Source organism: Pseudoduganella dura (assembly GCF_009727155.1).
GTDB classification, from domain to species: domain Bacteria; phylum Pseudomonadota; class Gammaproteobacteria; order Burkholderiales; family Burkholderiaceae_D; genus Rugamonas; species Rugamonas dura.
The window spans coordinates 6,828,177-6,853,025 of the sequence record NZ_WNWM01000002.1; the positions used below are offsets into that span (position 1 = coordinate 6,828,177).

At 67.1% G+C, this 24,849-nt stretch carries 19 protein-coding genes and 1 tRNA gene; 8 read left to right on the forward strand and 12 right to left on the reverse strand.

Annotation, left to right across the window (positions count from 1 at the left end; all coding sequences use genetic code 11):
• Positions 1–72: 72 nt before the first annotated feature.
• Complete coding sequence (locus tag GJV26_RS29425; RefSeq protein WP_155712818.1) at positions 73–1,224, forward strand: trans-sulfuration enzyme family protein; 1,152 nt, start codon at positions 73–75, stop codon at positions 1,222–1,224.
• Positions 1,225–1,270: 46 nt separating this feature from the next.
• Here the strand turns inward: GJV26_RS29425 and GJV26_RS29430 are convergent, their stop codons facing one another.
• The 3 genes from GJV26_RS29430 to GJV26_RS29440 all read right to left on the reverse strand — a co-directional run bounded on the left by GJV26_RS29430 (position 1,271) and on the right by GJV26_RS29440 (position 6,011).
• The gene (locus tag GJV26_RS29430) at positions 1,271–2,668 is read right to left on the reverse strand and encodes a hypothetical protein (RefSeq protein WP_155712094.1); all 1,398 of its coding nucleotides are present in this window, start codon (positions 2,666–2,668) and stop codon (positions 1,271–1,273) included.
• A 156-nt stretch (positions 2,669–2,824) separates the two neighbouring features.
• A complete protein-coding gene (locus GJV26_RS29435) occupies positions 2,825–5,044 on the reverse strand; it encodes a penicillin acylase family protein (RefSeq protein WP_155712095.1) in 2,220 nt (739 codons plus the stop codon).
• A gap of 118 nt (positions 5,045–5,162) precedes the next feature.
• The gene (locus GJV26_RS29440; protein WP_155712096.1) at positions 5,163–6,011 is read right to left on the reverse strand and encodes a hypothetical protein; all 849 of its coding nucleotides are present in this window, start codon (positions 6,009–6,011) and stop codon (positions 5,163–5,165) included.
• A 168-nt stretch (positions 6,012–6,179) separates the two neighbouring features.
• Here GJV26_RS29440 and GJV26_RS29445 point away from each other — a divergent pair.
• Positions 6,180–6,266 (forward strand) — tRNA-Leu (locus GJV26_RS29445).
• A gap of 154 nt (positions 6,267–6,420) precedes the next feature.
• Here GJV26_RS29445 and GJV26_RS29450 read toward each other — a convergent pair.
• Entirely contained in the window at positions 6,421–6,597 is a 177-nt protein-coding gene (locus GJV26_RS29450; RefSeq protein WP_155712097.1) for a hypothetical protein, read from the reverse strand.
• A gap of 221 nt (positions 6,598–6,818) precedes the next feature.
• Here GJV26_RS29450 and GJV26_RS29455 point away from each other — a divergent pair, with 221 nt between their 5' ends.
• From GJV26_RS29455 to GJV26_RS30410, 3 genes are all read left to right on the forward strand, one after another.
• On the forward strand, positions 6,819–7,757 hold the full coding sequence (locus tag GJV26_RS29455) for a hypothetical protein (RefSeq protein ID WP_155712098.1): 939 nt from the start codon (positions 6,819–6,821) through the stop codon (positions 7,755–7,757).
• A 604-nt stretch (positions 7,758–8,361) separates the two neighbouring features.
• Positions 8,362–8,889, forward strand: a complete 528-nt coding sequence (locus tag GJV26_RS30405) for a PEP-CTERM sorting domain-containing protein (protein ID WP_229419498.1) — start codon at positions 8,362–8,364, stop codon at positions 8,887–8,889.
• A gap of 241 nt (positions 8,890–9,130) precedes the next feature.
• Complete coding sequence (locus tag GJV26_RS30410) at positions 9,131–9,913, forward strand: PEP-CTERM sorting domain-containing protein (RefSeq protein WP_229419499.1); 783 nt, start codon at positions 9,131–9,133, stop codon at positions 9,911–9,913.
• Between the two features lie 159 nt (positions 9,914–10,072).
• Here GJV26_RS30410 and GJV26_RS29470 read toward each other — a convergent pair whose 3' ends face one another.
• Entirely contained in the window at positions 10,073–10,357 is a 285-nt protein-coding gene (locus GJV26_RS29470) for a hypothetical protein (protein WP_155712099.1), read from the reverse strand.
• A 313-nt stretch (positions 10,358–10,670) separates the two neighbouring features.
• Here GJV26_RS29470 and GJV26_RS29475 point away from each other — a divergent pair, with 313 nt between their 5' ends.
• Positions 10,671–11,015 (forward strand): hypothetical protein, encoded by a 345-nt coding sequence (locus GJV26_RS29475; RefSeq protein WP_155712100.1) that lies wholly within the window; start codon positions 10,671–10,673, stop codon positions 11,013–11,015.
• A 65-nt stretch (positions 11,016–11,080) separates the two neighbouring features.
• Here GJV26_RS29475 and GJV26_RS29480 read toward each other — a convergent pair whose 3' ends face one another.
• Both GJV26_RS29480 and GJV26_RS29485 read right to left on the reverse strand, forming a co-directional pair.
• Positions 11,081–11,557 (reverse strand): DUF2726 domain-containing protein, encoded by a 477-nt coding sequence (locus tag GJV26_RS29480; RefSeq protein WP_173346306.1) that lies wholly within the window; start codon positions 11,555–11,557, stop codon positions 11,081–11,083.
• Between the two features lie 68 nt (positions 11,558–11,625).
• On the reverse strand, positions 11,626–14,754 hold the full coding sequence (locus GJV26_RS29485) for a glycoside hydrolase family 2 TIM barrel-domain containing protein (RefSeq protein ID WP_155712103.1): 3,129 nt from the start codon (positions 14,752–14,754) through the stop codon (positions 11,626–11,628).
• A 207-nt stretch (positions 14,755–14,961) separates the two neighbouring features.
• Here GJV26_RS29485 and GJV26_RS29490 point away from each other — a divergent pair, with 207 nt between their 5' ends.
• Positions 14,962–16,119, forward strand: coding sequence for an acyl-CoA dehydrogenase family protein (locus tag GJV26_RS29490; RefSeq protein ID WP_155712104.1), 1,158 nt, complete (start codon positions 14,962–14,964; stop codon positions 16,117–16,119).
• Positions 16,116–19,076 carry a response regulator gene (locus GJV26_RS29495; RefSeq protein ID WP_155712105.1) on the forward strand — a complete coding sequence of 987 codons (2,961 nt, stop codon included), beginning with the start codon at positions 16,116–16,118 and terminating at the stop codon, positions 19,074–19,076. Before GJV26_RS29490 ends, GJV26_RS29495 begins: the two co-directional genes overlap by 4 nt.
• 40 nt (positions 19,077–19,116) lie before the next feature.
• Here the strand turns inward: GJV26_RS29495 and GJV26_RS29500 are convergent, their stop codons facing one another.
• The 5 genes from GJV26_RS29500 to GJV26_RS29520 form a co-directional block, all read right to left on the reverse strand.
• Entirely contained in the window at positions 19,117–20,505 is a 1,389-nt protein-coding gene (locus tag GJV26_RS29500; protein ID WP_155712106.1) for an acetate kinase, read from the reverse strand.
• A 26-nt stretch (positions 20,506–20,531) separates the two neighbouring features.
• Complete coding sequence (locus tag GJV26_RS29505) at positions 20,532–21,020, reverse strand: hypothetical protein (protein ID WP_155712108.1); 489 nt, start codon at positions 21,018–21,020, stop codon at positions 20,532–20,534.
• A gap of 27 nt (positions 21,021–21,047) precedes the next feature.
• Complete coding sequence (locus GJV26_RS29510) at positions 21,048–21,731, reverse strand: C39 family peptidase (protein WP_155712109.1); 684 nt, start codon at positions 21,729–21,731, stop codon at positions 21,048–21,050.
• Positions 21,728–22,216 carry a hypothetical protein gene (locus GJV26_RS29515; protein ID WP_229419500.1) on the reverse strand — a complete coding sequence of 163 codons (489 nt, stop codon included), beginning with the start codon at positions 22,214–22,216 and terminating at the stop codon, positions 21,728–21,730. Before GJV26_RS29515 ends, GJV26_RS29510 begins: the two co-directional genes overlap by 4 nt.
• Positions 22,217–22,307: 91 nt before the next feature.
• A complete protein-coding gene (locus tag GJV26_RS29520) occupies positions 22,308–24,563 on the reverse strand; it encodes a hypothetical protein (protein WP_155712110.1) in 2,256 nt (751 codons plus the stop codon).
• Positions 24,564–24,849 lie beyond the last annotated feature (286 nt).

A 24,849-nucleotide genomic window follows, 5' to 3' on the forward strand; every position in this document is an offset into this window, starting at 1 on the left:
GAGACCAATCAAGAACAGCAAACCCGGCAGCAAAACGAACAGCACGGCGGCGACCGGCCGGACCGGCAGCACCTGGCCACGCGCGTGATCCACGCCGGCCAGTACCCCGATCCGTCGACCGGCGCGATCATGCCGCCGATCTATGCCACGTCGACCTTCGTGCAGCAAAGCCCCGGCGTGCACAAGGGCCTGGACTACGGCCGCTCGCACAACCCCACGCGCTGGGCGTTCGAGCGCTGCGTGGCCGACCTGGAAGGCGGCGCGCAAGGCTACGCGTTCGCCTCCGGCCTGGCGGCGATCTCCACGGTGCTCGAACTGCTCGACGCCGGCTCGCACATCGTGGCCGGCGACGACATGTACGGCGGCAGCTACCGCCTGTTCGAGCGGGTGCGCCGCCGCAGCGCCGGCCACGAATTCACGTATGCCGACCTGACCGACCCGGAAAACCTGCTCGCCGCGCTGCGCCCGGAAACGAAGATGGTGTGGGTGGAAACCCCGACCAATCCGATGCTCAAGCTGGCCGACCTGGCGGCCATCGCCCGCATCTGCCGCGAGCGCGGCATCATCGCCGTGGCGGACAACACGTTCGCCAGCCCGATCGTGCAGCGCCCGCTGGAACATGGCTTCGACATCGTCGTGCACTCGGCCACCAAGTACCTGAACGGCCACTCGGACATCATCGGCGGCATCGCCGTCGTGGCCGGCGAGGAGCGGCAGGCCGCATGGCGCGAGCAGCTCGGCTTCCTGCAGAATTCCGTGGGCGCGATCCTCGGTCCGTTCGACAGCTTCCTGGCCCTGCGCGGCGTGAAGACGCTGGCGATCCGCCTGGAACGCTACTGCGCCAGCGCGCTCGAACTGGCGCAGTGGCTGCACGAACAGCCGAAGGTGCGCAAGGTGTTCTACCCCGGCCTTGAAACGCACCCGCAGCACGAACTGGCGCGGCGCCAGATGGAAGGCTTCGGCGGCATCATCTCGATCGACCTGGCCACCGACCTGGCCGGCGCGCGGCGTTTCCTGGAGCGCTGCGAAGTGTTCGCGCTGGCCGAAAGCCTGGGCGGCGTGGAAAGCCTGATCGAACACCCGGCGCTGATGACGCATGCGACGATCCCGGCCGCTCAGCGCGCGCAACTGGGGATCGGCGACGGCCTGGTGCGCCTTTCCGTGGGCATCGAGGACGTGGGCGACCTGCGCAGGGACCTGGCCGGCGCGCTGGCCGCGATCTGAGCGGCCGGCCCGGCCCGCGTTCCCGCGCGGCCGATCGGGTGCCCCGCTAATCCGGCCGCCGCGCTTCGTCCTTGCCGAACACGCGCTGGACGAAATTTTCCAGCGCGCGGAACACGCCTTCGACGCCGAAGCCGGCGATGAACGACAGCGCCGACCCGGACAGCGCCCACGCATCGAGCAGGCCTTTCGATTCGCCGGGCGCCGCGCCGGAAGGGTTGATGAACAGGCCGATGCAGGCGCCGATGGTGCCGCCCAGCGCCAGCTGCAGCAGCGCCAGCGTCGAGTCGCGCGGCGACAGCAGGCTTTCCCGCATGCGTTCCCACAACCGGCGCAGCACGGCAGCGCCCGCGCCCAGCACGCCGTAGGCCAGCGGCAGCAGCGACGTGCCCACCACCAGGGTGACGATCCGGGCCATTTCCTCGGTGCCGCGGCGGCGCACGTTCAGCTCTTCCGGGTCCTGCGTGGGCGGCGGCTCGAAGCGGTAGAACGCGCCGTAGAACGCCCGCCACGGGGCCAGCCACTCGCGCAGGTTCATCCGCACTGCGCGGCGCTCCTCGCGCAGTGCCTCGGCGCGGGAGCAGTACTGGTATTCCTCCGTGGTGCGGTAGCGCGGCGTTTTGTCCGGGTCCGCCAGCGTGCAGAAGCGCACCGGTTCCGGATCGCGCGCCAGCCTGCCGGTGGCATCGGCCGCCATCAGCCGCGCGCGCTCGTCGGCCGTGTATTTCAGTTCGGCGGTGGAGATCTCCGCGCGCAGTTCGCTCGTGTGCCGGCGCACCACATCGAGGTGGCCGAGGATCACGTTCCCCGCCGCCACGTGCCACGACAGCACGCAGGTGAACGCCAGGGACGACAGCAGGAACAGCACGAGCCACAGCATGCGCCGGTTGAAGTTGATGGCCACGCCGATCAGGCCCGGGTAGGCGTAACGGGCCAGCGTGACGCGCGTGGGCTTGTCCCACAGTTCCCCGCCCTGCCGTCGCTGCGCCAGTACCGCCGGCGGCGCTTCCTCGCCGCTGCGCCTGAACAGGTCGCACAGCAGGCGGCGTACCTTGTTCAACTTCTTGCGCCGGTCTTCCTCGCCAACGACGAGGATCGTGAACGCCACGGTGAGCCCGGTCGCCGGGCGCGCCACGGCGTTCAGCATGTCCTTCGCGCGCATCAGGGCCACGGCCTGCGTCAGGCGCAGCACGGGGTCGGTGGCGGGGGCAAGCCCGATTTCGCAGATGGTGCCGATGATCAGCGCCGGGTCGGCCCCGGTTTCGGCGCGCAGGTCCTTGTCCCAGCGGCCGGAGATATGGTCGAGCAGCAGGAAGACTTCGTACAGCTCGCGCACGAAAATGAATTCCTCGAGCCGCACCCTTTCGCCATCGCCCGGCGCAGGGTCGGGTGGCGGCCCGGGTGGCGGCCCGCGGGTTGGACCAATTTCTTCGGGGGTTGTGGACATGGCCTCCTCCACCGTGCTGGTGAGGCCATTCTACGCCCGCGCCGCCCGCCCGATGGCCGGCGGCGTCAGCCGCTTTTGCGCAAACGAGACACTGGCGTGCGCACTACAGCCCCGGAATCACGGCCCGGAATCACAGCCCTGAATCACAGCCCTGAATCACAGCCCTGGATGGTACTGCCGCTCCAGCTGCTTCAGCACGTCTTCCTTGTAGAACAGCACGTCCTTGAACTCGCCGCGCGCATACATCTCCGCCTGGTCGCTGAAGTGCGGCGACGCCGGATCGCCGCTCTGCCCGCCGGCCAGGATGCTTTTCGCGCGGATCTTCGGCCCGAACTCGACGGCGGCCACGAAGCTGTTGCCCCGGTCGCCGTAGATGCGCTTCGTGGTTTGCGGCGACGTCATGCCGTACGCCGCCAGCGCGCCCCAGTTGCCGGAGGCATAGGGCACCGGGATGCTGGGCTTGCTGTCGTCGAACGGCTGCACGATGTCGCCAGTGAGCCGCTGGAACCGGTTGATCTCGCCCCATGGCGTGCGCCACGTGCCGAACGCGCTCTCCAATCTTGCCGACGCGCGCGACAGCGCCTCCAGCCGCTGCACCGGCGTGAGGCGCTTCTCGGCATATTCGAGCACCGGCATGCCCTCCTCCTTCGCCGCCGGTCCATGGGTCTTCACCAGGTCCTGCAGCCAGTAGATGCCCAGCGACGTGGGCACCGACGTCAGTGAATAGCGCATGTCCCAGTCGCGCAGCTCGGCGACCTGGCCCGCCAGGCCGGCCTTTTGCAGCGAGCTTGCCGGGGTTTCATCGTAGGCCTGCACCAGCAGCGGCAGCAGCGGCTCGAACGCCGTCAGGCGGCTGTCGTAGGCCGCCGCGATCAGCGATTCCAGCGTGAAATCGTTTTTGTTTTCCAGCACGCGCACGGCGTGGATGCCGCGCGGGTTTTCCGGGTTCATCGACATGTAGGCGGGATAATCCTGCCTGCGCGGGCTGTATTGCCCGGCCGCCGAATAGGGCCAGTTGTTCGTGTTCTGGATCCAGCCGTTCTTCGGATTGAACAGGCGGATGGTTTCCTCCACGCTGTGCAGGCCCTTCCAGTCGGTGGCCGGATCGCTGCCGTCCACCGGTTTCGTGTAATCGAAGCGCGGGTCGCGTTTCGGAATGAAATTGCCGTGGAAATAGGCGATATTGCCGTCCGCATCGGCATACACGGTGTTGTTCGACGAATTGGTGCGCAGCGCCATCGCCTTCCAGAACGCCTTGTAGTCGCGCGCCTTGGTGCGCAGGTACGACTGCTGCAGCGCCTTCAGCGGCTCGTTCATCAGCGCCACGGACACCCACTTGTCGCCCTCGCGCCGCACCACCGGGCCATGGTGCGTGAAATAGGCGGTGACCTTCTTTTCCGCCATGCCGCCGATGACCTTGAACGGCAGGGTGATCTCCACCTCCTTCACCTGGCGCAGTTCCTTGCCGTACTGGTACCAGTACTTGCCGTCCTTCCTGACGACGGTTTCCAGGAACTCGTCGATGACGTCGCCGCCGCCGGACGTGTGCATCCAGCCCAGCCGGTCGTTGAACCCCTGGTAGACGAAGAACTGGCCCCACGTGACGGCGCCGTAGGCATTGAGCCCCGCCTCGCTGACCACGTGGATCTCGGGCCGGAAGTAGAACGACGTGTGCGGATTGATCATCAGGAGCGCGTTGCCGCTGCTGCTGATCTTCGGCGCGATGGCGAAGCCGTTCGAGCCGCCCGGCTCCTTGTCCAGGCCGCCGCGACCGGACGCCGACGGGGATTCCTGCAGAGGCGCGGCGGCCAGCACCGGGATATCCGCGTAAAAACGGTGCAGCGCCGGCACGTCCACTTCCTCGATGTCGCCGCCGATGCTGCCTTCCGAGAAGCTCAGCGCCATCCACGGCTCGAAGCGCGCGATCAGTTGCGGCCGCACCTGCGGGTGCGTGTGCAGGTACCAGTTCAGGCCATCGGCCCAGGCGTTCATCAGCCCCTTCAGCCATGCCGGGCTGGCCTTGTACTGCGCCTTGAGCCCTTCGGGACGGATGAACAGCTTCATCCGCAGGTCTTCATACAGCGCCTTTTCGCCGTCCACCTCGGCCGTGCGGCCCAGCGCGGTGATGAAATTGCGCTCCACCCGCCGGAAATCGTCTTCCGCCTGCGCGAACAGCATGCCGAAGACCGCATCCGCATCCGTCTTGCCGTACACGTGCGGGATGCCCCACCTGTCGCGCAGGATCGTCACGCGCTTGGCCTGCGCCTGCAGGCGCAGCACCTCGGCGGCATCGAGCTTCGTGGCCGCCGGCCCGGCGGGAGCCGCCAGCGCAGCGATCGGAAGGAGGCAGGCAATTGCGACGGCGGTTCTCGGCATTTCAGGACCCTTCATGGCGGTGGATTGGGTGATGCGGGATGCGGCGTGTTGCGGTTACATATATAAAAGGTCGAAGATAAAGACCGGCCCGTCATGGGCCGCTCCACGATGCAGCGGACTACGATGCGTCGACCAGCTGTTCGATCCGGTCGCGCAGCCCGGCATTCTCGGCACGCAGCGCGGCATTCTTTGCCTTCAGCTCGGCCACTTCCGCGCGCAGGTGCTCGACTTCCGTCAGCGGCTGGCCCGGCTGCGATGGTGTCTCGCCACCATCCTCCCACGGGGCCGGCTTCGCCGGCTTGGCCGGGCGGGATGCGGCGCGCTGGTCGCGCACTTCCTTCGCGGCCTGCTGCAGCGATTTCTTGCCGCCGGCGACGGCGCTGACCTGGTCTTCCGCCGGCAGCGACGCCACGGTGGCCGCGGCGTTGATCGAGATCGTGCCGGTGCGCACGGCTTCCACCAGTTCCGGCGTGGCCGTCTTCTGGATCTTCTCGATCTGCGAGATGGTATTGCTGGACAGGCGCGCGGCGCGCGCGATGTCCTCGCGCGACGTGCGCACCTTCGGCGCGGCCGCTTCGGCATCGGAGTCGGGCGGCGCGATGGCCGCATCTTCCGCCCTGATGCGCGCGGCGTCGGCTTCCAGCCGCTTGGCCAGGATATCCTTCTTGCGCAGCGCGAGCACGCCGCGCTGGAAGTCGGACACGCTGCGGCGGCCCAGGTGGTTGTCGATCATCCACAACATCACGTCTTCCATGCTGCCGAAGCGTTCGTTCTGCACGACCTTGAAGGGAATGCCGTGTTTCTGGCAGATGGCATAGCGGTTATGGCCGTCGACGAGCACGTCGTTCCACAGCACGAGCGCATCGCGGCACCCTTCGGCCAGCAGGCTGCGCTCGAGCGCATCGTGCTCGGCCTCGGTCAGCGGCTCGATATAGGCGCGCAGACTGTCGTTAATCTGGATTTGCATTGGCGGTGTTCCTTGAAAAAGCAAGCGGCACGCCGTTGGCGTGCCGTCCAGCATGCTACACCAATGGGGCGGGTGGCGGAAGTTCGGGGTGGCGGGATCGAAGGCTCCTCGGGACATGCACGGGGGCTCTGGAAGTTAGCGTGCGGACATGTCATAATGCCGGGCTGTGCCCCGGTGGTGAAATTGGTAGACACACCGGACTTAAAATCCGTTGCCTGCAAGGGCGTGCCGGTTCGATTCCGGCCCGGGGCACCAGTCTACATGCGGGTTTCAAGCGAAGTGACCACTATCAAAACGCTTGAACGTTTTTCCGCAATCCTGACTCTTTTCCGCCATAATGTTAAATGCCTCTTTCTGAGGCATGCGGAATTGTGTCATAAATCACCGCGGCGGATGCTCCCCGGGATCGCTAGGCCTCATCCCTCGAACCGTTCACCATCCTGCCGAGCGCCCGCTCGATCGCCTCCCAGTGCTCGTCCAAAACGCACGCCGTGAACGGTGGCGAGTGGGTCGTTTCCAGCTCGTCGGCAAGGTCTCGCAGCGCGTCGCCAGCCTCTTCGATCGACATCCGTTCATTTTCTTCCATGTGCCCTCCCACGCGAATGGTTGGCGGGCGCCACTGGCGCAGGTTGATCCGCGTCAAAGGCTGAGCAGCTTAGAAGGTAAAAGTCCAGTTTGCATTCCACGACTGCTGAGTGCATCATCTATATAGTTAACTACCTTGCTATACACTGCAAGGAACTCATTAGCTATCGTAGCCTGATCTTCGGCCAATTCCAAACATCCACCTCGACAGTGATCTCGATCATGCTTAAGATAGTCTCAACAAACGAAACTGATATTACAGGACTAAGTAGTTTCACCGGAATACAAAAGCGCTTGACTGAGGCCTGCGAATGGCTAAAAAGAAATGGCGTGCAAGTTTCCAACACTCGTGTTGGTAGGTATCTAAAAATCCTAAGGGAACTAAATGAGGCACGAGCGAATAATTCTTTAGACGCTTACCATGAAAAAAATGGTCATGTATGGATAAATGCAGCCTTCGAAAGCGAGGAATTAATTTGGCTCTATAACAGCCTTAAAGAACACAGTAACGAAAAAGTTATTGAGCGATTAAAACTTGCTGTGAAAGGTAATGACCTGTTTGCTACAGACGAATCAGATAATGCGAGCGGCCGCAACTTTAGCTTGGAGTTATCGACCGCTGGTGCGTTTGCTGCTACAGGATCTAGCGTCGACTTCGGTGGCGAGGCGGATGTCAGGGTTCTATTTCATGAACGTGAGTTATTTATCGAGTGCAAACGCCTCAAATCTGCCAACAAGGCTGAGAAGCGAATAAAGCATGGCTTTGAGCAGCTCAAAAAAAGATACTCTACAGCAAACTCCGCAAAAGCAGCTCGCGGAATCTTAGTGCTTTCTATAAGTAAGCTTGCTAACGAGGGCTTTAATTTATATAAGGGAAAGAACCCCATCGAGTTGTCTCAACAGCTCCAAGCGGAAGCACGTACATTTATCGAGGCGCATAAGCAGCAGCTTGCAAAACGCACGCGTGATAAGCGTACTATTGCTACCGTAATACTTTATGATGCTCCAGGCCACACTTCGGACTTATTTTCAATAAACAAATATATTGTTACTGTTGAGACCTATGGGAATTCGGTGGAAGATATGCTACTCAGGCAGCGTATTTCAGCGACGTTCTCGCAGGCGCTTAATAAACAGATTAGTGCAAGTCAATCGTTATGATCCCTGATGGCAAAAGTCGAAGAGCTCGGCTCAGTAGCCGTACACCTTGGACAGCGCAATCGGCAGCTTGAGTCAGTATGAAGATGGATTTGCCGCAGTCAGTGGCCGCACCAGCCAAACCTGCTCTCGCTTTGTCTTCTGCCCTTCCACTGTCGACTGGATTTCGTAGCCACTAAGGACAAAGCCACGCTGGTCGGCCTGTTCGACAACGGGGTTGAAGAGTGGCTTGCAAACAGAGCCCAATTCCAGCGCGCCAGGCTTCATCAGGTCGGCCATCCGCGTAGAGCCGGTGCCGCCTTGGTGGCGACCCGTAGGCCCCAGCAGCAGGCGCCCGATCAACGGCACTGCAGCCTTGAACTCGTCCCAGTGATGCGCTGGCCGTCGCGGCGTAGAAGAATCACGGCAACAGGGATGGCCAGGAGACGCTCGGTCGTGGGCGGGCTGCCCATGGAATGACTGGTGCCGAACATTCGCGCCTCTGACAAGTACTGTACAAAACAACAGTATATCAGTGCGCTACGGCAGTACCATTTTGATTACCCGGCGGCGATTAGCTGATGCTAAGATTCGATTGCACTTATGACAATCCACTTACTGGAATATTATGAAACGCCTCCTGCTGGCCGCGCTGCTTGCGCCGACCTTCGCTCTCGCAGCGCCTCAAGAACTGTACGTTACCTACACAGGATTCCTGAGCTATAACGCAAACGGCCTTGGGCTCTTTGTGCCTGACCTCAAGCAGGTGCTGCACGTAACTTACGAAGACTTGAATGCGAACGGTTCGATCGAGCTACAGGAGCTGACGCAATTTTCTTTCGGCGAGATCAACTTCGTTGATAGCCTGTGCGCCAGCAGGGAGAAGTGCGTAGAAAGCTTCTCCTATACCCCCGAAAGCGCGCCAGAATTTCTCGCACATGATTACAAAGACGTATCCTCTCCGACTGGCCACTCTTACGATGTGTTCGGCGGCTACCGCTATTACACCGAAGAAGCCGGGGTCACCACAGAGCATAACTTCTGGACGTTAGAGACAACGTACTCGGTATCGGCCGTTCCAGAGCCGGCTACCTATGGGATGCTGCTCGGTGGCCTGGGGATCTTGGGCCTTGCAATGCGTTGCCGCTCTGCTTGATAAAGAGTCGTTCGTTATCTTCCATGGCACCTCCCGGTTAGAATGTTACACGCACGGCATCAGCGAATCTTGATCGGCCTCAAATACGAGCTTGCTCCAGATTTTTAAACAGCAAAAGGGTTTCAGTAATGTTGCCGAAAGTTTATTTTCGATCCGTGACAATTGGAGAGGGTAAAGGACTTCGATGTAAGATACCCTAGAAAAATCTGTTGACTGCTAAATACGAAATGGAGCAAATATAATGAAAAGCACTCTCACTGCAGCCTTACTTGGCGCATTCGCCTTTGCCTCTGCAAGCACTCAAGCGGCCAGTCAGGCACAGGCGACGCTCAGCTCAATTTCCTACGAGCTGATCGACACAGATCTAAACGACGGCATTACGCCGAGCCTTACATTCCTATACCAAAATACTAACCATCGACACGCCGAGGTATGGACATCATATGGGAATCATGCCCAAAACAATGGCGATGGCTTTAGCGGAGCTTTCGCTTCCCTGAACGTGCCAGGGGAATCGGCGATCGCAATGATCACTGGCCGCGATTTTGTTATCCCAGCTGCGTTGTGGAGCAGCGCTGTAGTTGGCGATGGCACGAACTTTATGAATAGCGCTGGCACCTTTATTACCGGTTCAAACCAGTTTTATCTTAGTGGAAACACTCAAGTCAAGATATCCACGAACGCGAGCTTGTCGACTCGGACGGACCTCGCAACTTTTGGCGATTATGCGAGGGCAAGCGTTTATGCTGGCGCGTCGCTTTATGCCAACTCGCAGTTTCTCGGGGCCAGTTCGGAAGGATTGGATAGTCGACTAGGCTACGGCGGCGCAACGGGTACCAGCGAAAATTTGAGCGAAACTTGGAACCTTTTGTTGGACAATAACAGAAGTGAAACCGCAGTTGGCACTTTCGAATTTTCATCGTATCTTACCGTTGCGAGCCAAGTCCCAGAATCGAATACCTACGCGATGTTGCTTGCTGGCTTGGGGTTACTAGGATTCGCAGCGCGCCGCCGCAAGGCATAGGTCTACTTCTCCGGCGCCGGCTCGGCGCCATTGTTCATCGCGCAGCAGGCTTCGAATCGCTCGACCACACGCTGGTACTTCCGCAGGACTGGCCCTGTATCTGCGGCGAGGCCGAGAATATCGCCAGCCACCTCTCGCACAATTGCAGCTCCGGATGCGTCAGGCGCCGGCGCCAGGGCGCACACGGCGCTGAGCAGCAGAGACATTTTCGACATAGGTTTGCTGCTTTATGGCCGCGGCGGCGTCGGCCGTGGCGAGTTTCGTGCGCAGGTTGCGCTCGGTGGTGCGATTGCGGGCACGCTCGGCATCGAGCTGCGCCTTGCCGGCAGCGACCGCCCTGGCATAGCCGGCTTTGTCGCCCTGGGCGCGGGCGCTCGACACCGCGTGCATGTGCCAAATCAGGCCCGCGGCGGCGGCTCCACCTGCGATCAGCACCGCGCCCATCAGCCCTTGGATGCTCGCGTCAGCACTGCCGAGCAGTGCTTCGTCAGCGTCAGGCGCTTGTCATAGCCAATCGAATCCCGTACCCGCTGTCGTGGACCGCGGTGCCGCACAATGGCCTGGTCTACGTGGTCGCCCGCGACGTGACGGACGACCGTCAACGATGTGCTGCCCGCTCTGGCGATATGCCGGCCGACGCGGCGCAAGGACCGGCAGGCCCTCCGGCCAGCCACGACCGTCAAGGTTGATACCGCCGGCCGCCAGCCGGGCCGCGACGAATGCGCCATCCTCCCGCCGCAACTGCTATGCTTCGCCCATGACTACCGATACCGACATTGAACTCTCCGGCCCGTTCCAGGCCGCCGACAGCGGCGGGCGCAAGCTCGACGTGAAAGCCATCCGCATCTTCGACGAAGGCTACGGCATCATCGACGTCTATGTCGACTTCGCCAAGCCGCTCGATGGCGGCCACAAGGACAGCGTGCTGCTCAAGGGAATCGTCGAGCGCCTGCGTTCGCTCGGCTACAAGGGCCCAGATTTCGGCCTGAGCGACCCCGGCCTGCAGGAAAGCAAGCTGATCGTGCTGGAAGCGCCCGAGGAATTCTCGGTGTTCGCCAAGAGCCGCGGCTGGAAGAACCTGGCGGAAGAGTTCGACGAATAAGCTGCGCTGCAACGCCGGCGGCGTTGCGCACCGCATCGACGCGGGCGGCGCGACGCGCCATGGCGCTACTCGCCCGCAACCTCCGCCAGCGCCGCCTTGATCTCCCGCAGCGACGGCTTCGCCCGCGATTCGAACCGCAGCGTGCGAATCCCCGCCTGCTCCAGCCGCTCGTCCCGCACCGCGTCCTTGGCACGCGAATGCGTCCGGTCGTCCAGCTCGACCACGGCGACCACATTGCAGCGCTTGTCGCACACCACATAGTCGATGCGCTGCTGGGCGATGCGCAGCCGGTCGGTATTGCGCCGCGCCTCGTCGCGGCTCGCCGCTTCGAGCAGCGCCGTCATGGCCACCTGCGGGAACACGTAGTATTGCGGCAGCGCCTGGACCAGGCGGCCGAAGAACTCCAGCTCGTTATCGGTCATCAGGTCGCGGCCCTGGTATTCCCCCAGCGTGATCCGCCGGTTGCGCTCGCGGGCGTGCAGCAGGAAACCGGTCAGCGCCAGCGCGGCGATCACTACGACGATCAGGATCTGGTACTTCATGACGCGACATCCAGGGTGAATTCGGGAGGCCGACATCTTAGCGCGCTATTGCCCCAGAGAACAATCCTTTACTTGTAACGGAACACCAGGCTCCCCTTGTATTCGCCGCCGGCCGTGGGCCAGGCCGCGGCCGGGCCCAGCACTTCCGTGCCGCTGAACTTCTCGCCGATGGCGGGAATGGCATGCAGCCATGACAGGTCGCCGGCCGGGAACTCCACCGTGGTGTTCGCATGCGAGATGCGCGGCGTGCCCACCCGCAGGTAGCCGTCCGGCCCGCCGGGGGTGACCGTCAATGCGCCGGCGCCGGTATCGAGCCGCGCCCAGCGTACGCCCGCATAGAAGCCCTGGGACTCCGGGTAGCGGTATGTCTCGCCCGGCTGCTGGTCGAAATGCGCCACGTCATGCACGCCGAGCCAGGTGCCGTGCAGCCGGTTCTTCCACACGCGGTATGGCCCTTCGCCGAGCCAGCGCATCGAACGCTGCGCGTTTTCCGGGTGGTCGAACGTCACGCCGTGGTACTGCATGCTGCCTTCCAGCCGGTAGGCATAGTCCAGCCGCAGCGCGCCGTCGCCGTGCAGCGTCCAGCGCACGCGGTCCAGGCCCGCGCTGTTCAGGGCTTCCACCCATGCCACCGGCCTGCCGTCGGCATCGGCGCCGGTGCCGCTGGTCACGGCGGGCGCCGCCCCGGCAGGGAGCGGGAAACGCTGCGCCGCATGACCGAGGCGCAGGCGCTCCAGCGCCACGGGCCGGCCCTGGGGATCGGCCAGGTTCGTCACGCGAACGGCCAGCACCGGCTGCGGCGGGAAGCGGTATTCGTTGCCGTCCGAGCGCCGGCGCGAGGCGTCGAACAGCGTCTTCCAGTTCCGGCCGTCGGCGCTGATCTCCAGCTTGAACCGGGCGTACGCCTGTTGCTTGTCGATCGCCGGGATGATTTCGAGCACGCTGGCGATCCGTGCCCGGTCGAGGCGCCGCGTGCCGCCGGCCGCATCCTCGCCGGCCAACGGCAGCCATTCGACAGCGACGTCCTTCGCCGGCCGCGCGAACGCCAGGCGCGGGCCGTTCGCCAGCGCCGACACGCGGCCGCCGCTGCGCAGCGCCAGCAGTTGGCCGACGGGGTCGAAGCTGGCGCTGACGCCGCCGGCCGTGAGGCGGATGCCGCCATTGTCGCTCTCGGCACGCGGCGCGGCGCTGGCCGGTCCATCGGGTGCACGCTGCCGCGCCGACAGGTCCGGCGCGGGATAGCTCCAGGTCCACAGCTGGCCGCCATCCGGCCCGGTGGCCGTCACCTCCAGCGCATCGGCGCCATGCCCGCGCCAGCCGGCCGGCAGGCCCAGGTCCAGCGTGCCGCTGCTGCGCGCCGCCACGGCGGGTCCGCGCACTTCCCCTTTCGCCAGCACGGCCGCGTCGGTCGACGCCGCATCGGGCCCGGCATACCGCACCAGCCGCCAGCCGAAGCGCACGTCTTCCAGGCCATGGAAGTCGTACAGGTTGTCGACCGCCAGCCTGCCGTCGAATTTCGCATCCAGCACGGCGGCCCCCAGCCGCACCGGCGACCAGATGTGCCGCACCGCGTGGTAGCTGCCTTCCTTTTCGTGGCGAGGCCCGACGATGCCGTCCGGGCCATACGTGCCGTACGGGTCCACGCGGTCGTTCTCGTCGGTGCGCACGACGCCTTCGTCGTTCAATGCCCAGATCACGCCGCCCACGCCCACCTTCGACGCCATCATCGCGTTCCAGTAGTCGTCCAGGCTGGCGCCGCCGCCGCCGTCGTACAGCGCATGCATGAACTCGGTCGGCATGAACAGGTTCGGGCCCCGCAGGCGTTCGTTCAGCAGTTGCCAGTTCGGGTAGTGCTTGGTGTCGATGTCGCCGAAGATCGCCCAGGGGTGGATCACCGGTCGCTTCTGCGGATCGTGCTTGTGATATTCGCCGTCGAGCTCCAGGTTGAAGCCGCCCTCGTTGCCGTTGGCCCAGAACAGGATGCTCGGGTGGTTCACGTCGCGCGGCACCATTTCGGCCACGAGCTTGCGGCCGATCGGCGTGCCGTGCGCCGCCTGCCACCCGGACAATTCGTCGATCACATACAACCCCAGTTCGTCGGCCGCCTTCAGGAAGGCAGGATCGGGCGGGTAATGCGACATGCGCGCCGTGTTCATGTTCATCGACTTGATCAGGCGCGCATCGGCGTAGTTGTCTTCGGTGTCGAGCGCGCGCCCCGTTCCGGGCCGGAAGCTGTGCCGGTTGACGCCCTTGATGACGATCTTGCGACCGTTCAGGTACAGCCCGTCGCCCTTGCGCAGTTCGAACGTGCGAAAGCCGAAGCGCTCGGTGACCGTGTGCAGCGCCTTGCCGCCGCCCCGCAGCGTGAGGCGCAGCGAGTACAGGTTCGGCGTCTCGGCGGACCACAGGCGGGGGCCGGCGACCCTGGCGGACAGTGTCACGGGTCCGCCACCGTCGACGGGTACGCCGAACGGCTTGCCCACCGCCTTGCCGGCGGCATCGAGCACCTGCGCTTCCACCGTGGCGCCGGGCACGGGCCGGGCCAGCGTCACCAGCGCGGCCAGGCTGCCGTCGGCGCGCGCATCGATGGCGGCGTGCGCGATCGACCGCGCCGGCGCCGCTTCCAGCCACACCGGGCGGAAGATCCCGCCGAACACCCAGTAGTCGCCGCGCCGTTCGGCCTTTTCGCTGAGCGCATCCGACGCCACCTTGTTCACGTCGACTTCGAGCACGTTGTCGGCGCCGGCCGAATACTTCACCAGTTTGCCGATGTCGTAGCCGAAGCGATAGAACCCGCCGGTATGCGGCTCGCCCGCCTGCACGCCGTTCACGCGCACGGTGGCTTCGGTCATCACGCCTTCGAACACGACCCTGATCGCGCGGCCTTTCCAGGCCGGCGGCACGGCGAACTTCACGCGGTAGCTGCCCCGCTCGTTGTGCCGCTTGTCGCCTTCGCCGTAGTCGTAGCCGCCGAAGCCCTGCAGTTCCCAGTTCGACGGCACGGCGATGGTGCTCCACGCGCCGGCGCGGCGCCCGTCCGACACCTTGAATTCCCACGGCACCGCGCTGCCCGGCCCCTTGCCGGACAGGTAGCGCTGCTCGGTAACGGGGGTGGCGGCGACGGTGGCTGCGACGATGGCGCCGCTGGCAGCCAGCAGGGTGGCCGCGGTCAATATCCGCTTGGTGTGTGCATGCATGGGGTGCGGGCCCGAAGGCAGTGGGAAACAACCGCCCAGCATAGCCGCATCGCCGGGAAAAGTGGACGGTTACCCGCAATCAGTCACCATCGTGCGCGCATGCCCTGGCCGACCGGCGGCGCGGCAGGCACCCGGGCGCGAACGATCGTGCGCGGCGCCGCTGAGCCGTTGGCCTATACTGGGCTCCTGCCCCACCACGGTACCTCCATGATTTTTCCAAATGAACTTGAGCAGCTCGTCGGCCTCGCCCGCGGCATCGTCGAAAACGTCGTCGCACCGGCAGCGGCCGAGGTGGACGAGCATTGCCGATGGCCGGCCGCATCGATGGCGGCGTTCGCCGAGGCCGGGCTGCTCGGCCTGCAGGTGCCCGCGGCGCTGGGCGGCCACGGCCAGGGGCTGCTCGCGCTGGCCGCCGTCAGCGCCGAGATCGCCCGTGTGTGTCCATCGTCGTCGCTATGCTTCGGCATGCACTGCGTGGGCACCGCGGTGATCGCCGCGAAGGCAACGGCCGACCAGGAGGAGCGCTACCTGCGCCCGATCGCCGCGGGCCGGCACATCACCACGCTGGCCCTGTCCGAAGCGGGCACCGGTGCGCATTTCTACCTGCCGGAAACACGGCTGGAAAGCCACGGTGACCACTATGTTGCCAACGGTACCAAGCAGTTCGTCACCAACGGTAGCCGGGCCGACTCCTATGTCGTCTCCACGCTCGCCAGCGACGGTAGCGCGGCCGGCGGCGATTTCAGCTGCCTGGTGGTCGATGGCGACACGCCGGGCATCGGCTGGCAGGGCGAGTGGGAAGGCTTCGGCATGCGCGGCAACTCGTCGCGCGCGCTGGCGCTCGACAACGTGCAGGTGCCGGCCGCCAACCTGCTGGGCGCGGAGGGCGACCAGGTGTGGTACGTGTTCGAAGTGGTGGCCCCCTACTTCCTGATGGCCATGGCCGGCACCTACCTCGGCGTGGCCCAGTCCGCGCTGGAAGCGGCCGGCGCGCACCTGCGCAGCCGCCGCTATGCCCATTCCGGTACCGCCCTGCGCGACATCGAGACGATGCAGACGCGCTACGCGAAAATGTGGATCGCCTGGCAGAAGACCCGCGCGCTGGTGTTCGAGGCCGCCGCGCGGGGCGACGCCGGCGATCCCGATGCGTTGCCGTTCATCCTCGCCAGCAAGGCCGATGCCGGCGAAACCGCGATCGCGCTGGCCGGCGACGCGATGACGATCTGCGGCGGCACCGCCTACCGCGACAACAGCCGGGTGGCGCAGATGCTGCGCGATGCGCGCGCCAGCCACGTGATGTCGCCGACCACCGACATGCTCCACATCTGGGCGGGGCGCGCGCTGCTCGGCGTGCCGCTGCTATGAAGGCGCCGTGGCAGGCCGGCGTGCTGCTGGTGAGCGACACACCGGCGCACGAGGTTGCGCACGAGGTCAGTCATCAGGTGGAACATGAGGTAGCCCATGAGGTGGTCCATCAGGTGGTCCACGAGCTGGCCGCCAGGCTGGCGCGGGACGGCATCGAACTGCAACACGCGGCATCGGCCGATGCGGTGGCGGCGCTGTCCGGCGCCGTCCGGGCGGGCAGCCCGCCGGCCGTGTGCGTCCTGGCGGACGTGCCCGCGCCGCTGGCGCTGGCCAGGGCGCTGCGCCGCGTCTGGACCGGCGCCCTGCTGCTGGCCTGCCCGGCGCAGGCATTGCCCGCCCTGCGACGGCAGATGGGCTACATGCCGCTGCTGGGCCCCAACGTCATGCTGCTCGACGCCGGCGACCCCGCCCTCGCCGGCGAAATCGTGCGGGCCGTGCAGGCCGAGGGGCGTGCCCGCCAGTTGCGCACCACGCTGCAGCGCGCCAACGCCACGCTGGCCCCCGGCGCGGGCAACAGCGCCGGCATCGGCGCCGGCGGGTTCCAGCGACTTGCCACCGCCGAACGCTACCTCGCGCGCTTCCTCGAGCAATCGGCCGAGGCCATCGTCGGGCTGGACCAGCAGGACCGCGTGCTGTACTGGAACGACGCGGCGGCGCGACTGCTCCACCTGAGCGCGCGCGAAGCACGCGGCCGCGCCGTGCGCGACCTGCCGTTCTGGCACGCGGACATCGGCAATGCGCTGGCGCAATTGCATACCGGCCCGGAACACGCGGTCGCCGAGGTGCGGGCGGTGCGCGGCACCACGGTCGAGGTGCTCGAAGTGGCGCTGTCGGCCATCGCCGATGACCACGGCGCGTACGCCGGCGCCATGCTGCTGTTGCGCGACGTGTCCGAGCGCCACCGCCAGCTGGCGCTGGAACGTTCGCGCAGCAGCGAGGCGATTTCGGTGGCGAACAGCCGCTACCGCCACCTGGCCACGCTGTTCGACAGGGCGCCCGGCTTCCTGGCCGTCACGCGCGGTCCGGGCCACGTGTTCGAACTGGCGAACCGGGCCTATCTCGACACGTTCGGCGACCGCGCGCTGCTGGACCGCACGATGCACGACGCGTTTCCGGAGCTGCGCGACCAGGCGTTCCTGGCCCTGCGCGACGAGGTGTACCGCACCGGCGAACCCTTCGTGGGGCGCGACGTGCCGGTCGGCGTGCGCCTCCGTCCCGATGCAGCCCTCGCGCAGCGCTATCTCGATTTCGTGTACCAGCCGCTGAAGGGCAAGGAGGGCCGCGTGTGGGGCATCTTCTGCCAGGGTAACGATGTGACCGAACAAAAACTGATGCGCGACGAACTGGTGGCGCACCAGAACGAGCTGGAGCGCCTGGTCGCGGAACGCACGGCCGAGCTGGAAGAAGCCCAGGCCGCCCTGCTGCATGCGCAAAAGCTCGAAGCGATCGGCAAGCTCACCGGCGGCGTGGCCCACGACTTCAACAATATCCTGCAAATCCTGCGCGCCAACCTGGAACTGCTGGCGCGGGAAGTGGACACCGCCGACGGCCCGGCGAAACGGGTGGCCAGCGCGATGGTCGCGGTCGACCGCGGCACCCGGCTCACGGCGCAGCTGCTGGCGTTCGCGCGCCGGCAGCCGCTGCGACCGGAGCCGGTGGATCTCGCCGTGGTCGTGCGCGGCCTCGACGACATGCTGCGCCGCGCGCTGGGCGAAGCGATCGACATCGACACGGTGGTGGGAACAGCGCTGTGGGCCACGCCCGTCGACCGCGCGCAGATGGAAAACGTGCTGCTGAACCTGGCGATCAACGCACGCGACGCGATGGACGGCGCGGGGCGCCTGACCATCGAGCTGGTGAACGTGGAACTCGACCGGGATTACGCGGCCCGGCAGGACGACCTGCAGCCCGGCCAGTACGTGATGCTGGCCGTTTCCGACACGGGCCACGGCATGTCGCCGGCGGTGTTGGCCCGCGCCGTGGAACCGTTCTTCACGACTAAGCCGGAAGGCGAAGGAACCGGCCTCGGCCTGAGCATGGCCTACGGCTTCCTGAAGCAGAGCGGCGGCCACCTGAAGATCTACAGCGAGCCCGGCAAGGGAACCTCGGTCAAGCTGTACCTGCCGCGCACCTTCGAAGCACCGCTGGAACCGGCGCGCGCGCCCGGCATCACGGTGCGCGGCGGCCACGAAACGATCCTCGTGGTGGAAGACGATGCCGATGTCCGCGCCGTCGTGACCGACGGGTTGACCGAACTGGGCTATACGGTGCTGCAGGCGCCGCATCCGGAAGCGGCGCTGGCCGTGCTGCAAAGCGGCGCCCCCATCGACCTGCTGTTCACCGATGTGGTCATGCCCGGCACGCTGCGCAGCCCGGAGCTGGCGCGCATTGCCCGCGCCATGCTGCCGGGGATCGCCGTGCTGTTCACGTCGGGCTATACGCAAAATGCGATCGTGCACGCCGGCCGCCTCGACCCCGGCGTGGAACTGCTCAGCAAACCCTACAGCCGGCAACAGCTCGCATTGCAGGTCCGCGAAGTGCTGGACAGGCACGCGGTGACGCCACCGGCACCCGGGCCAGACCCTGGTCTTGCTCCCGGCCCGGCCGCGGAACCGGCCGCGGAACCGGCCCGCCGCAAGGTGCTGGTCGTGGAAGACAACGACGACGGCCGGGAACTGCTGTGTGAAATGATCGGCTTCCTCGGCTACGAGGCCACAGGGGCCAGCAGCGGGGAAGAGGCGTTGCCGCTGCTGGAGGCGAGCCACATCCTGCTCACCGACATCGGCCTGCCGGGAATGTCGGGCCTGGACCTCGCGCGCAGGGCCCACCGCGAGCACCCGGGAGTGCGGATCGTGTTCGCCAGCGGCGGCGCGCGGCCGGAAGTCGACTTCCCGTGCGGCGCGATCCGCAAGCCCTTCTCGATGGAGCAGCTCGAGGAAGCGCTCGGCGGCCGTTGACGGGCCGGGAACGCACCGGTCGCCTCACTGGTGTCCCGAATCAGAAATTCATCGGCAGCCGCACCGACAGCGAAACGTCCGGCGTATCCTGCGTCAGGCCGGCGCCCACCGTCACGTTGATGGTGCGCTGGTTGTTCAGCCGGTAGGAAAACCCCATCAGCAGCGTGCCCAGCTGGGTACGCACCGAACCCGGCACCGGCACGCCATCCTGCTTCGTGCGGGACATCGAGCTGTGGTCGTAGCCGAGGCTGAGCGACGCCTTGTCGTTCAGCGCCAGGCCCACGCCGAAGTTGAAGCCGAGCACCCCGCCCGGCTTGATCTCGCCGAGCCATTCCATTGCGCCGTCCAGCACCTGCCGCTCCACGTCCTTGCGCTTCACGGTGTGCAGGTAGCTGACGCTGCCGAAGAAGATCGCCGGGTCCGACGGGAACAGCCAGGTCAGGCTCGGCTGCACGCCGTAGAACCCCGAGCCCGTGGGCAGGTCCAGCGGCAGGCCGGTGCCGGTGGCGTTCTGGCCCACGCAGCGCTGCGTGCAATCGGTGACGACTTCGAACGGGTCGCGGCCGGTACGCGACTTGATGCGCAGCCCGGCGATGTAGTACGGCTTGTCGATGCCGCCGTCGTTCAGCTGGTGGCGCAGCGACAGCTCGACGTCGCCGATCGCCCTGCCGCTGGTCTCGAACACGCGTTCGACCGCCGTGCCGGTGAACAGCTCGCGGCTCACCGTCGAATCGGAGCGGTACACGTAGGGCACGCGCAGCTCCAGTTCGGTACGGTTGGTCAGCCCATAGCGGCCGGTCATCGCCGCGGTGAACGTGTTGCGCTTGACCTCGCGCACGTCGACCAGACCGATCAGCAGCGCCGGAATGATCGTGTAGCCCACCAGCGCCACGCGGTTGCTCGACGAATAGCCGAACTGGAACGATGGTTCCAGCACGTACCTGCCGCGCGCCGTCAGCACGCCGGGCGCTTCGAACAGGGGCGCCACTTCGGGCGGCCGGCTGTCGCGCTGCGGCGCCTGGCCGACGGCCGGCGCGGCCGGTGCCGGGCCCGGCATCGGTGCCTGCCCCGGCGGCTGCAGCGGCGGCTGCGGCTGCGACTGCGGCGTGCCGCCCGTGCCCCGCAGCGCCTCGAGCGCCGCCGCCGCCATCGGGCGCTGCGCCGGCACGGCCGCGGCCCGCGGCGCACCCGCCTGCGGCCACAACTCGGGGATGACGGCCTGCCGCTGCGCGGCCAGTTCGGCGCGCATCTGCCTGAGCAGCTCGCGCTGCTCGGCCAGCTCCTGCTTCAGTTCGCGCAGCTCGGCGGAAAGCTCGGCCGGGGAGCGCCCGCCCGCGGGATCCGGCGGCGGCTCCTGCTGCGCGAAGGCGCTGAGCATGCACAACGATAGACCGGCCGGGCCGGCACGCAGGATCTGGGGAAGCGGCATGCGTTGTTCTCCTTGGTCGTGTGCCCTCAGCGCGGCACGATGGCGGTCGACAGTGCCTGGCGCAGGCTGTCGCCGAAATTGAGGTCCTTCATGATCGACGCGCTGTTGACGGTCGCATCGATCGTGGTCTGGGCGCGGATCAGCTGGTTGTTGACGCTGTTCTGCAGCACCAGGCCCATCGCCGGCGGATTCTCCAGCAGCAGCGCGTTGCCGGCGCCAAACTGGGCCGTGTGGAACGACGCCGTGCCGATGCCGGCCGCGGCGGCTTTCGCCACGTCCGGCACGGCCATCTGGCTGCTGGCGATCGTGTTGCCGTTCAGGCTCAGCAGGCGATCGACGGACAGCGAGACCAGCAGGCCGTTGCCGGCATCGAAGCCGCCGCGCGAGCCGGCCAGCAGCGTTTCGTCGACGGCGAGCCAGCCGTCCGGCGGGCTGTCGGCCCGCGCGGCGGGCGCGCACAGCAAGGACAGCAGGGACAGCGAGCACAGATACGGCGCCGGCCACAATGGTTTCATGGTTGTCTCCCCAGCATGATTGTTTCCCTAATAGTCGCCGGCGTCGAACTTGGGCAGCGTGATGCGCTGCAGGCTGTCGCGCTCCAGTGCCAGGCCGGGCTGCAGGCGCGGCGCCACGGCCCAGTCTTCCTCGGCATTGAAACGGGGCTTGCCCGGCCGGCCGTGGATCACGAACAGCAGCTGGTTCAGCCAGATCTTTTCAAACGCGGCGCGCGGCATCGCGCGGGTGCCGCCCGCGGGATCGCCCAGCAGAACGCGCCCTTCCCGCACGCCCTTCACGACCACGAAGTGGTGGTAGCCATGCTCGGCCACCAGCACGATGGCGGGAAAGCCCGACTTCGCCAGCTCGTCCAGCGGCTGCTGGAAGCCGTCCGCCGTGAACCCGTGCGCGCCCAGGAAGCCCTTCATGTCGAGCAGCGAAAACCCTTCGCGGCGAATGCGTGCCTGGTCGCCGCGCTGGAACATCTCTGCGAATGCCTGCTGCTCGGTGACCGGATAGCCGTAGTGATAGGTGAGCAGCGTGGCCAGCGCCGCCGACCCGCAGCTGAAATCGAACTGCTGGCGCACCGTCGACAGGTAGCGCACTTCCTTCATGCTCTTGACGCGCAGCGTCACCGGCCCGCCGCCCGCGAGCGGCAGGTCGGCCGCCCGCGCCGCCGGCACCGCGATGAACACGGCGGCAAGCGCCGTTGCCACCCGCCGCGCCGTCATCGCATCTGCAGGTTGACGATCGTGGCGTTCTGGATCAGCACGTTGGCGCCCGAGTTCTGGATCACCATCGGCAAGCCCGACGCATTGCTGAACGCGCCATCGGTGATGATGTTGGCGCCGGTGACCACGTTGGTGGCTGCGTTGTTGCCCACCGTGCCGCCCAGTTTCATGTCGCTCCACGGCGTGTCGGTGCCGCCGCGCAGTTCGGCCAGGCGGTCGTCGCCGATTGCCCTTGCTGCCCCGCCGTGCGGTGAAGGCAGCGCCAGCGCGGGCAGCGCGGGCGCGGGCGCCGTGCCGGCCGCCACCGCGAACTCGCGCGGCGCGGTGGTGGCCGCCCCTGCCTGCGGTGGCTGCGCGTGGGCGCCCAGCCACCCGGTGGCCAGCAGCGCCGCCCCGCAGGCCCGCGCCAGGCCCGCCGTTCGCCGCGCCCGATGGCGCGGCCCGCTGTGCATCATTGTCCGCATCATGCTTTGCTGGTCATGCATGTCGCCTCCTCGATGTCCGGAAAGCCGCCGCCCGGAAGACCGGACGGCGGCCTGGTCGAAGCCGGCCCGCGGGCCGGCCGGTGCGCTCCGCTTAGCGGCCCACGCCCAGGTTGGCCTGCACGTTGATGCTTTGCTGCACGAGCGAGCTGATGCCGCTGCTCTGGCTGATGACGGAAATGCCGGCCGCCGATTGCGCCACGCCGCTCATCGTGTTCGACATGTTGAACACACCGGCATTGACGGTGTTGGTGCCGCCGGCACCGCCCGTGCCGCCCGCGGCATTGCCCGCGGTCGCCGAAGCCGTCGTGGCGCCGGTCGCGCCGCCGGCCCCGCCGCTGCCCGCACCGCCGGCACCGCCCGCACCGCCGTCGCCGGCCGTGGCATTGCCGTTGGTCGCGGCACCGCCGGTGCCGGCGCCGCCCGTCGTGGTGCCCGCCGTGGCGGTACCGCCCGTGGCCGCGCCGCCTGCCGCACCGGCACCGGCGGTGTTTTCCGCCGAGCCGCTGGCCGCGCCGGTGCCACCGGCGGCACCGGCCGCGCCGGCACCGGCCACGCTGGAGCCGCTGCCACCCGCCGCACCGTTGCCGCCGGTGCCGCCGGTGCCGGCCGCGCCCGCGCCGCCCGTCGTGCTGGCCGTGGCGCCGGCACCGCCGGCGCCGCTGGTGTTGGTGCCGCCCGCCGCGCCCGCGCCGCCGGTGTTGGTTCCCGCCGTGCTGGCACCGCCCGCCGATCCCGAGCCGCCGGCCGCGCCCGCGCCGCCCGTGGTGCTGGCCGTCGCGCCCGCGCCACCGGCGCCGCTGGTGTTGGTGCCGCCTGCCGCACCCGCGCCGGCCGTGTTGCTGCCTGCCGCGCCGGCACCGCCGGCTTCCCCGGCACCGCCGGCCGCGCCCGCGCCGCCCGCAGCCCCGGCACCGCCCGCGCCGCCCGTGTTGGTGCCTGCGGTGGCCGTGGTGGCGCCCGTGGTGGCCGAACCACCCGTGCCGGAACCGCCCGAGCCCGCGCCGCCGGTGCCCGTGCCGCCGGTGCCTGCCGCGCCGGTGCCGGTGCCTGCCGTTGCCGTGCCGGTGCCGGCACCGGCGGTCTGGTCGCCCGACGTGCCGGGATTGGTGCCCGATGGCGTGCCGGTCGTGTTGCTGGCGGTGGACCCGCCGCTGGTCGCACCGCCGGCACTGCCCGTACCGCCAATACCCGTAGCACCGGTACCGTTGCCGCCAGGGCCGTTGCCGCCCCAGCCACCGGCCGCCGTGGCGGTGCCGCTCGCGCTGGTATTGCCCGACGAGGCGCTGCCGCCCGCCGCGCCGGAACCGCCGGCGCCACCGGCGCCGCCTGCCGCGCCGCTGCCGCCGCTGCCGCCAGCCCCGCCGGTTGCGGCACCCGTGTAGCCGCCGGAACCGCCCTGTCCGCCGTTGGCATAGCCGCTGCCGCCGCCGGCGCCGCCGGTTGCCGCGCCGGCCAGGCCACCCGCGCCGCCCGCCGCGCCGCTGCCGCCCGCACCGCCCGCGCCGCCGTTGGCGTTGCCGGTACTGCCGCCGGCGCCGCCGGCCCCGCCGCTGGCATTGCCGCTGCCGCCACCGGCACCGCCGGTCGCCGCGCCGGCCAGGCCGCCCGCGCCGCCGCTACCGGCACCGCCTGCCGCGCCACTGCCGCCCGCGCCGCCGTAGCCGTCGGAGCTGGTGCCGCCGGCACCGCCCGCGCCACCCGTGCCGCCGGCGCCGCCGGCGCCCGACGTGGCCCCGCTTGCCGCACCGCCGGCACCGCCGGCGCCGGCATAGGCCGCGCCGGTGTTGGCGTTGCCGCCCGTGGCGGCGCCGCCAGTGCCTGCGCCGCCGTTGGCGCTACCGTTGGTCGCCACGCCGCCGATCGAACCGGAGGCGCCCGCGCCGCCCTGCCCGGCCGCGCCGTTGCCGCCGGTGGCGCTGGCGTTGCCGCCGCCCGCGCTGCCACCCATGCCGCCGGCGCCGGTGCCGCCGTTGGCGTTGCCGCTGTTGGTGGCGACATTGCCGATGTTCTGCACGTTGTTGCCGGTGACGGTGCCCGTCAGCGTGCTGACGGCGGTGGCCGTCGAGGTGTTGAAGGCGTTATCGAGGCTGGACGTGGCCGTGGCGCCGTTGTTCGCGGCGGCGGCACCGATGGCCAGCGCGCGGGCGTCGCCACTGCTGTTGTTGTTGGCGTTGGCCTGACTGGAATCGTTGTTGCGGTTGGAGCTGGAATCATTGTTGCGATTGCTGCTGCTGTCCTGTACCGCCGACGCGTTGTCGGTGGCATGGGCACCGGCGCCGCTCTGCGTCGTCGTGGTCTGGGCCTGCGCCCCAACGCTGAAGGCAAGTGCGATTGCTGCGGCAAGCATGGTTTTTTTCATTTGATCCTCACTGAAGTAGTTGGCCAATTCACCCTCCGAGAAACGTCGTTCCTCAGCGGCCTCTTCAATGCAAGCTTGATGCCATCGGTATTAACGAAAGCTAAACTCTTGATATTGCTCAATTATCTGCATTGCCATATCGATGTTGGATCCGCAATTGAATGCCTTTTGTCACTTCCGTGTTACAACGAAATCGCGCCGCGCTGGCTCGCCGCCGCCCTTTTCACAGGGCAACGGGTACTCTAGGCGCTTTGTAACGCTGGTGTGACAATGC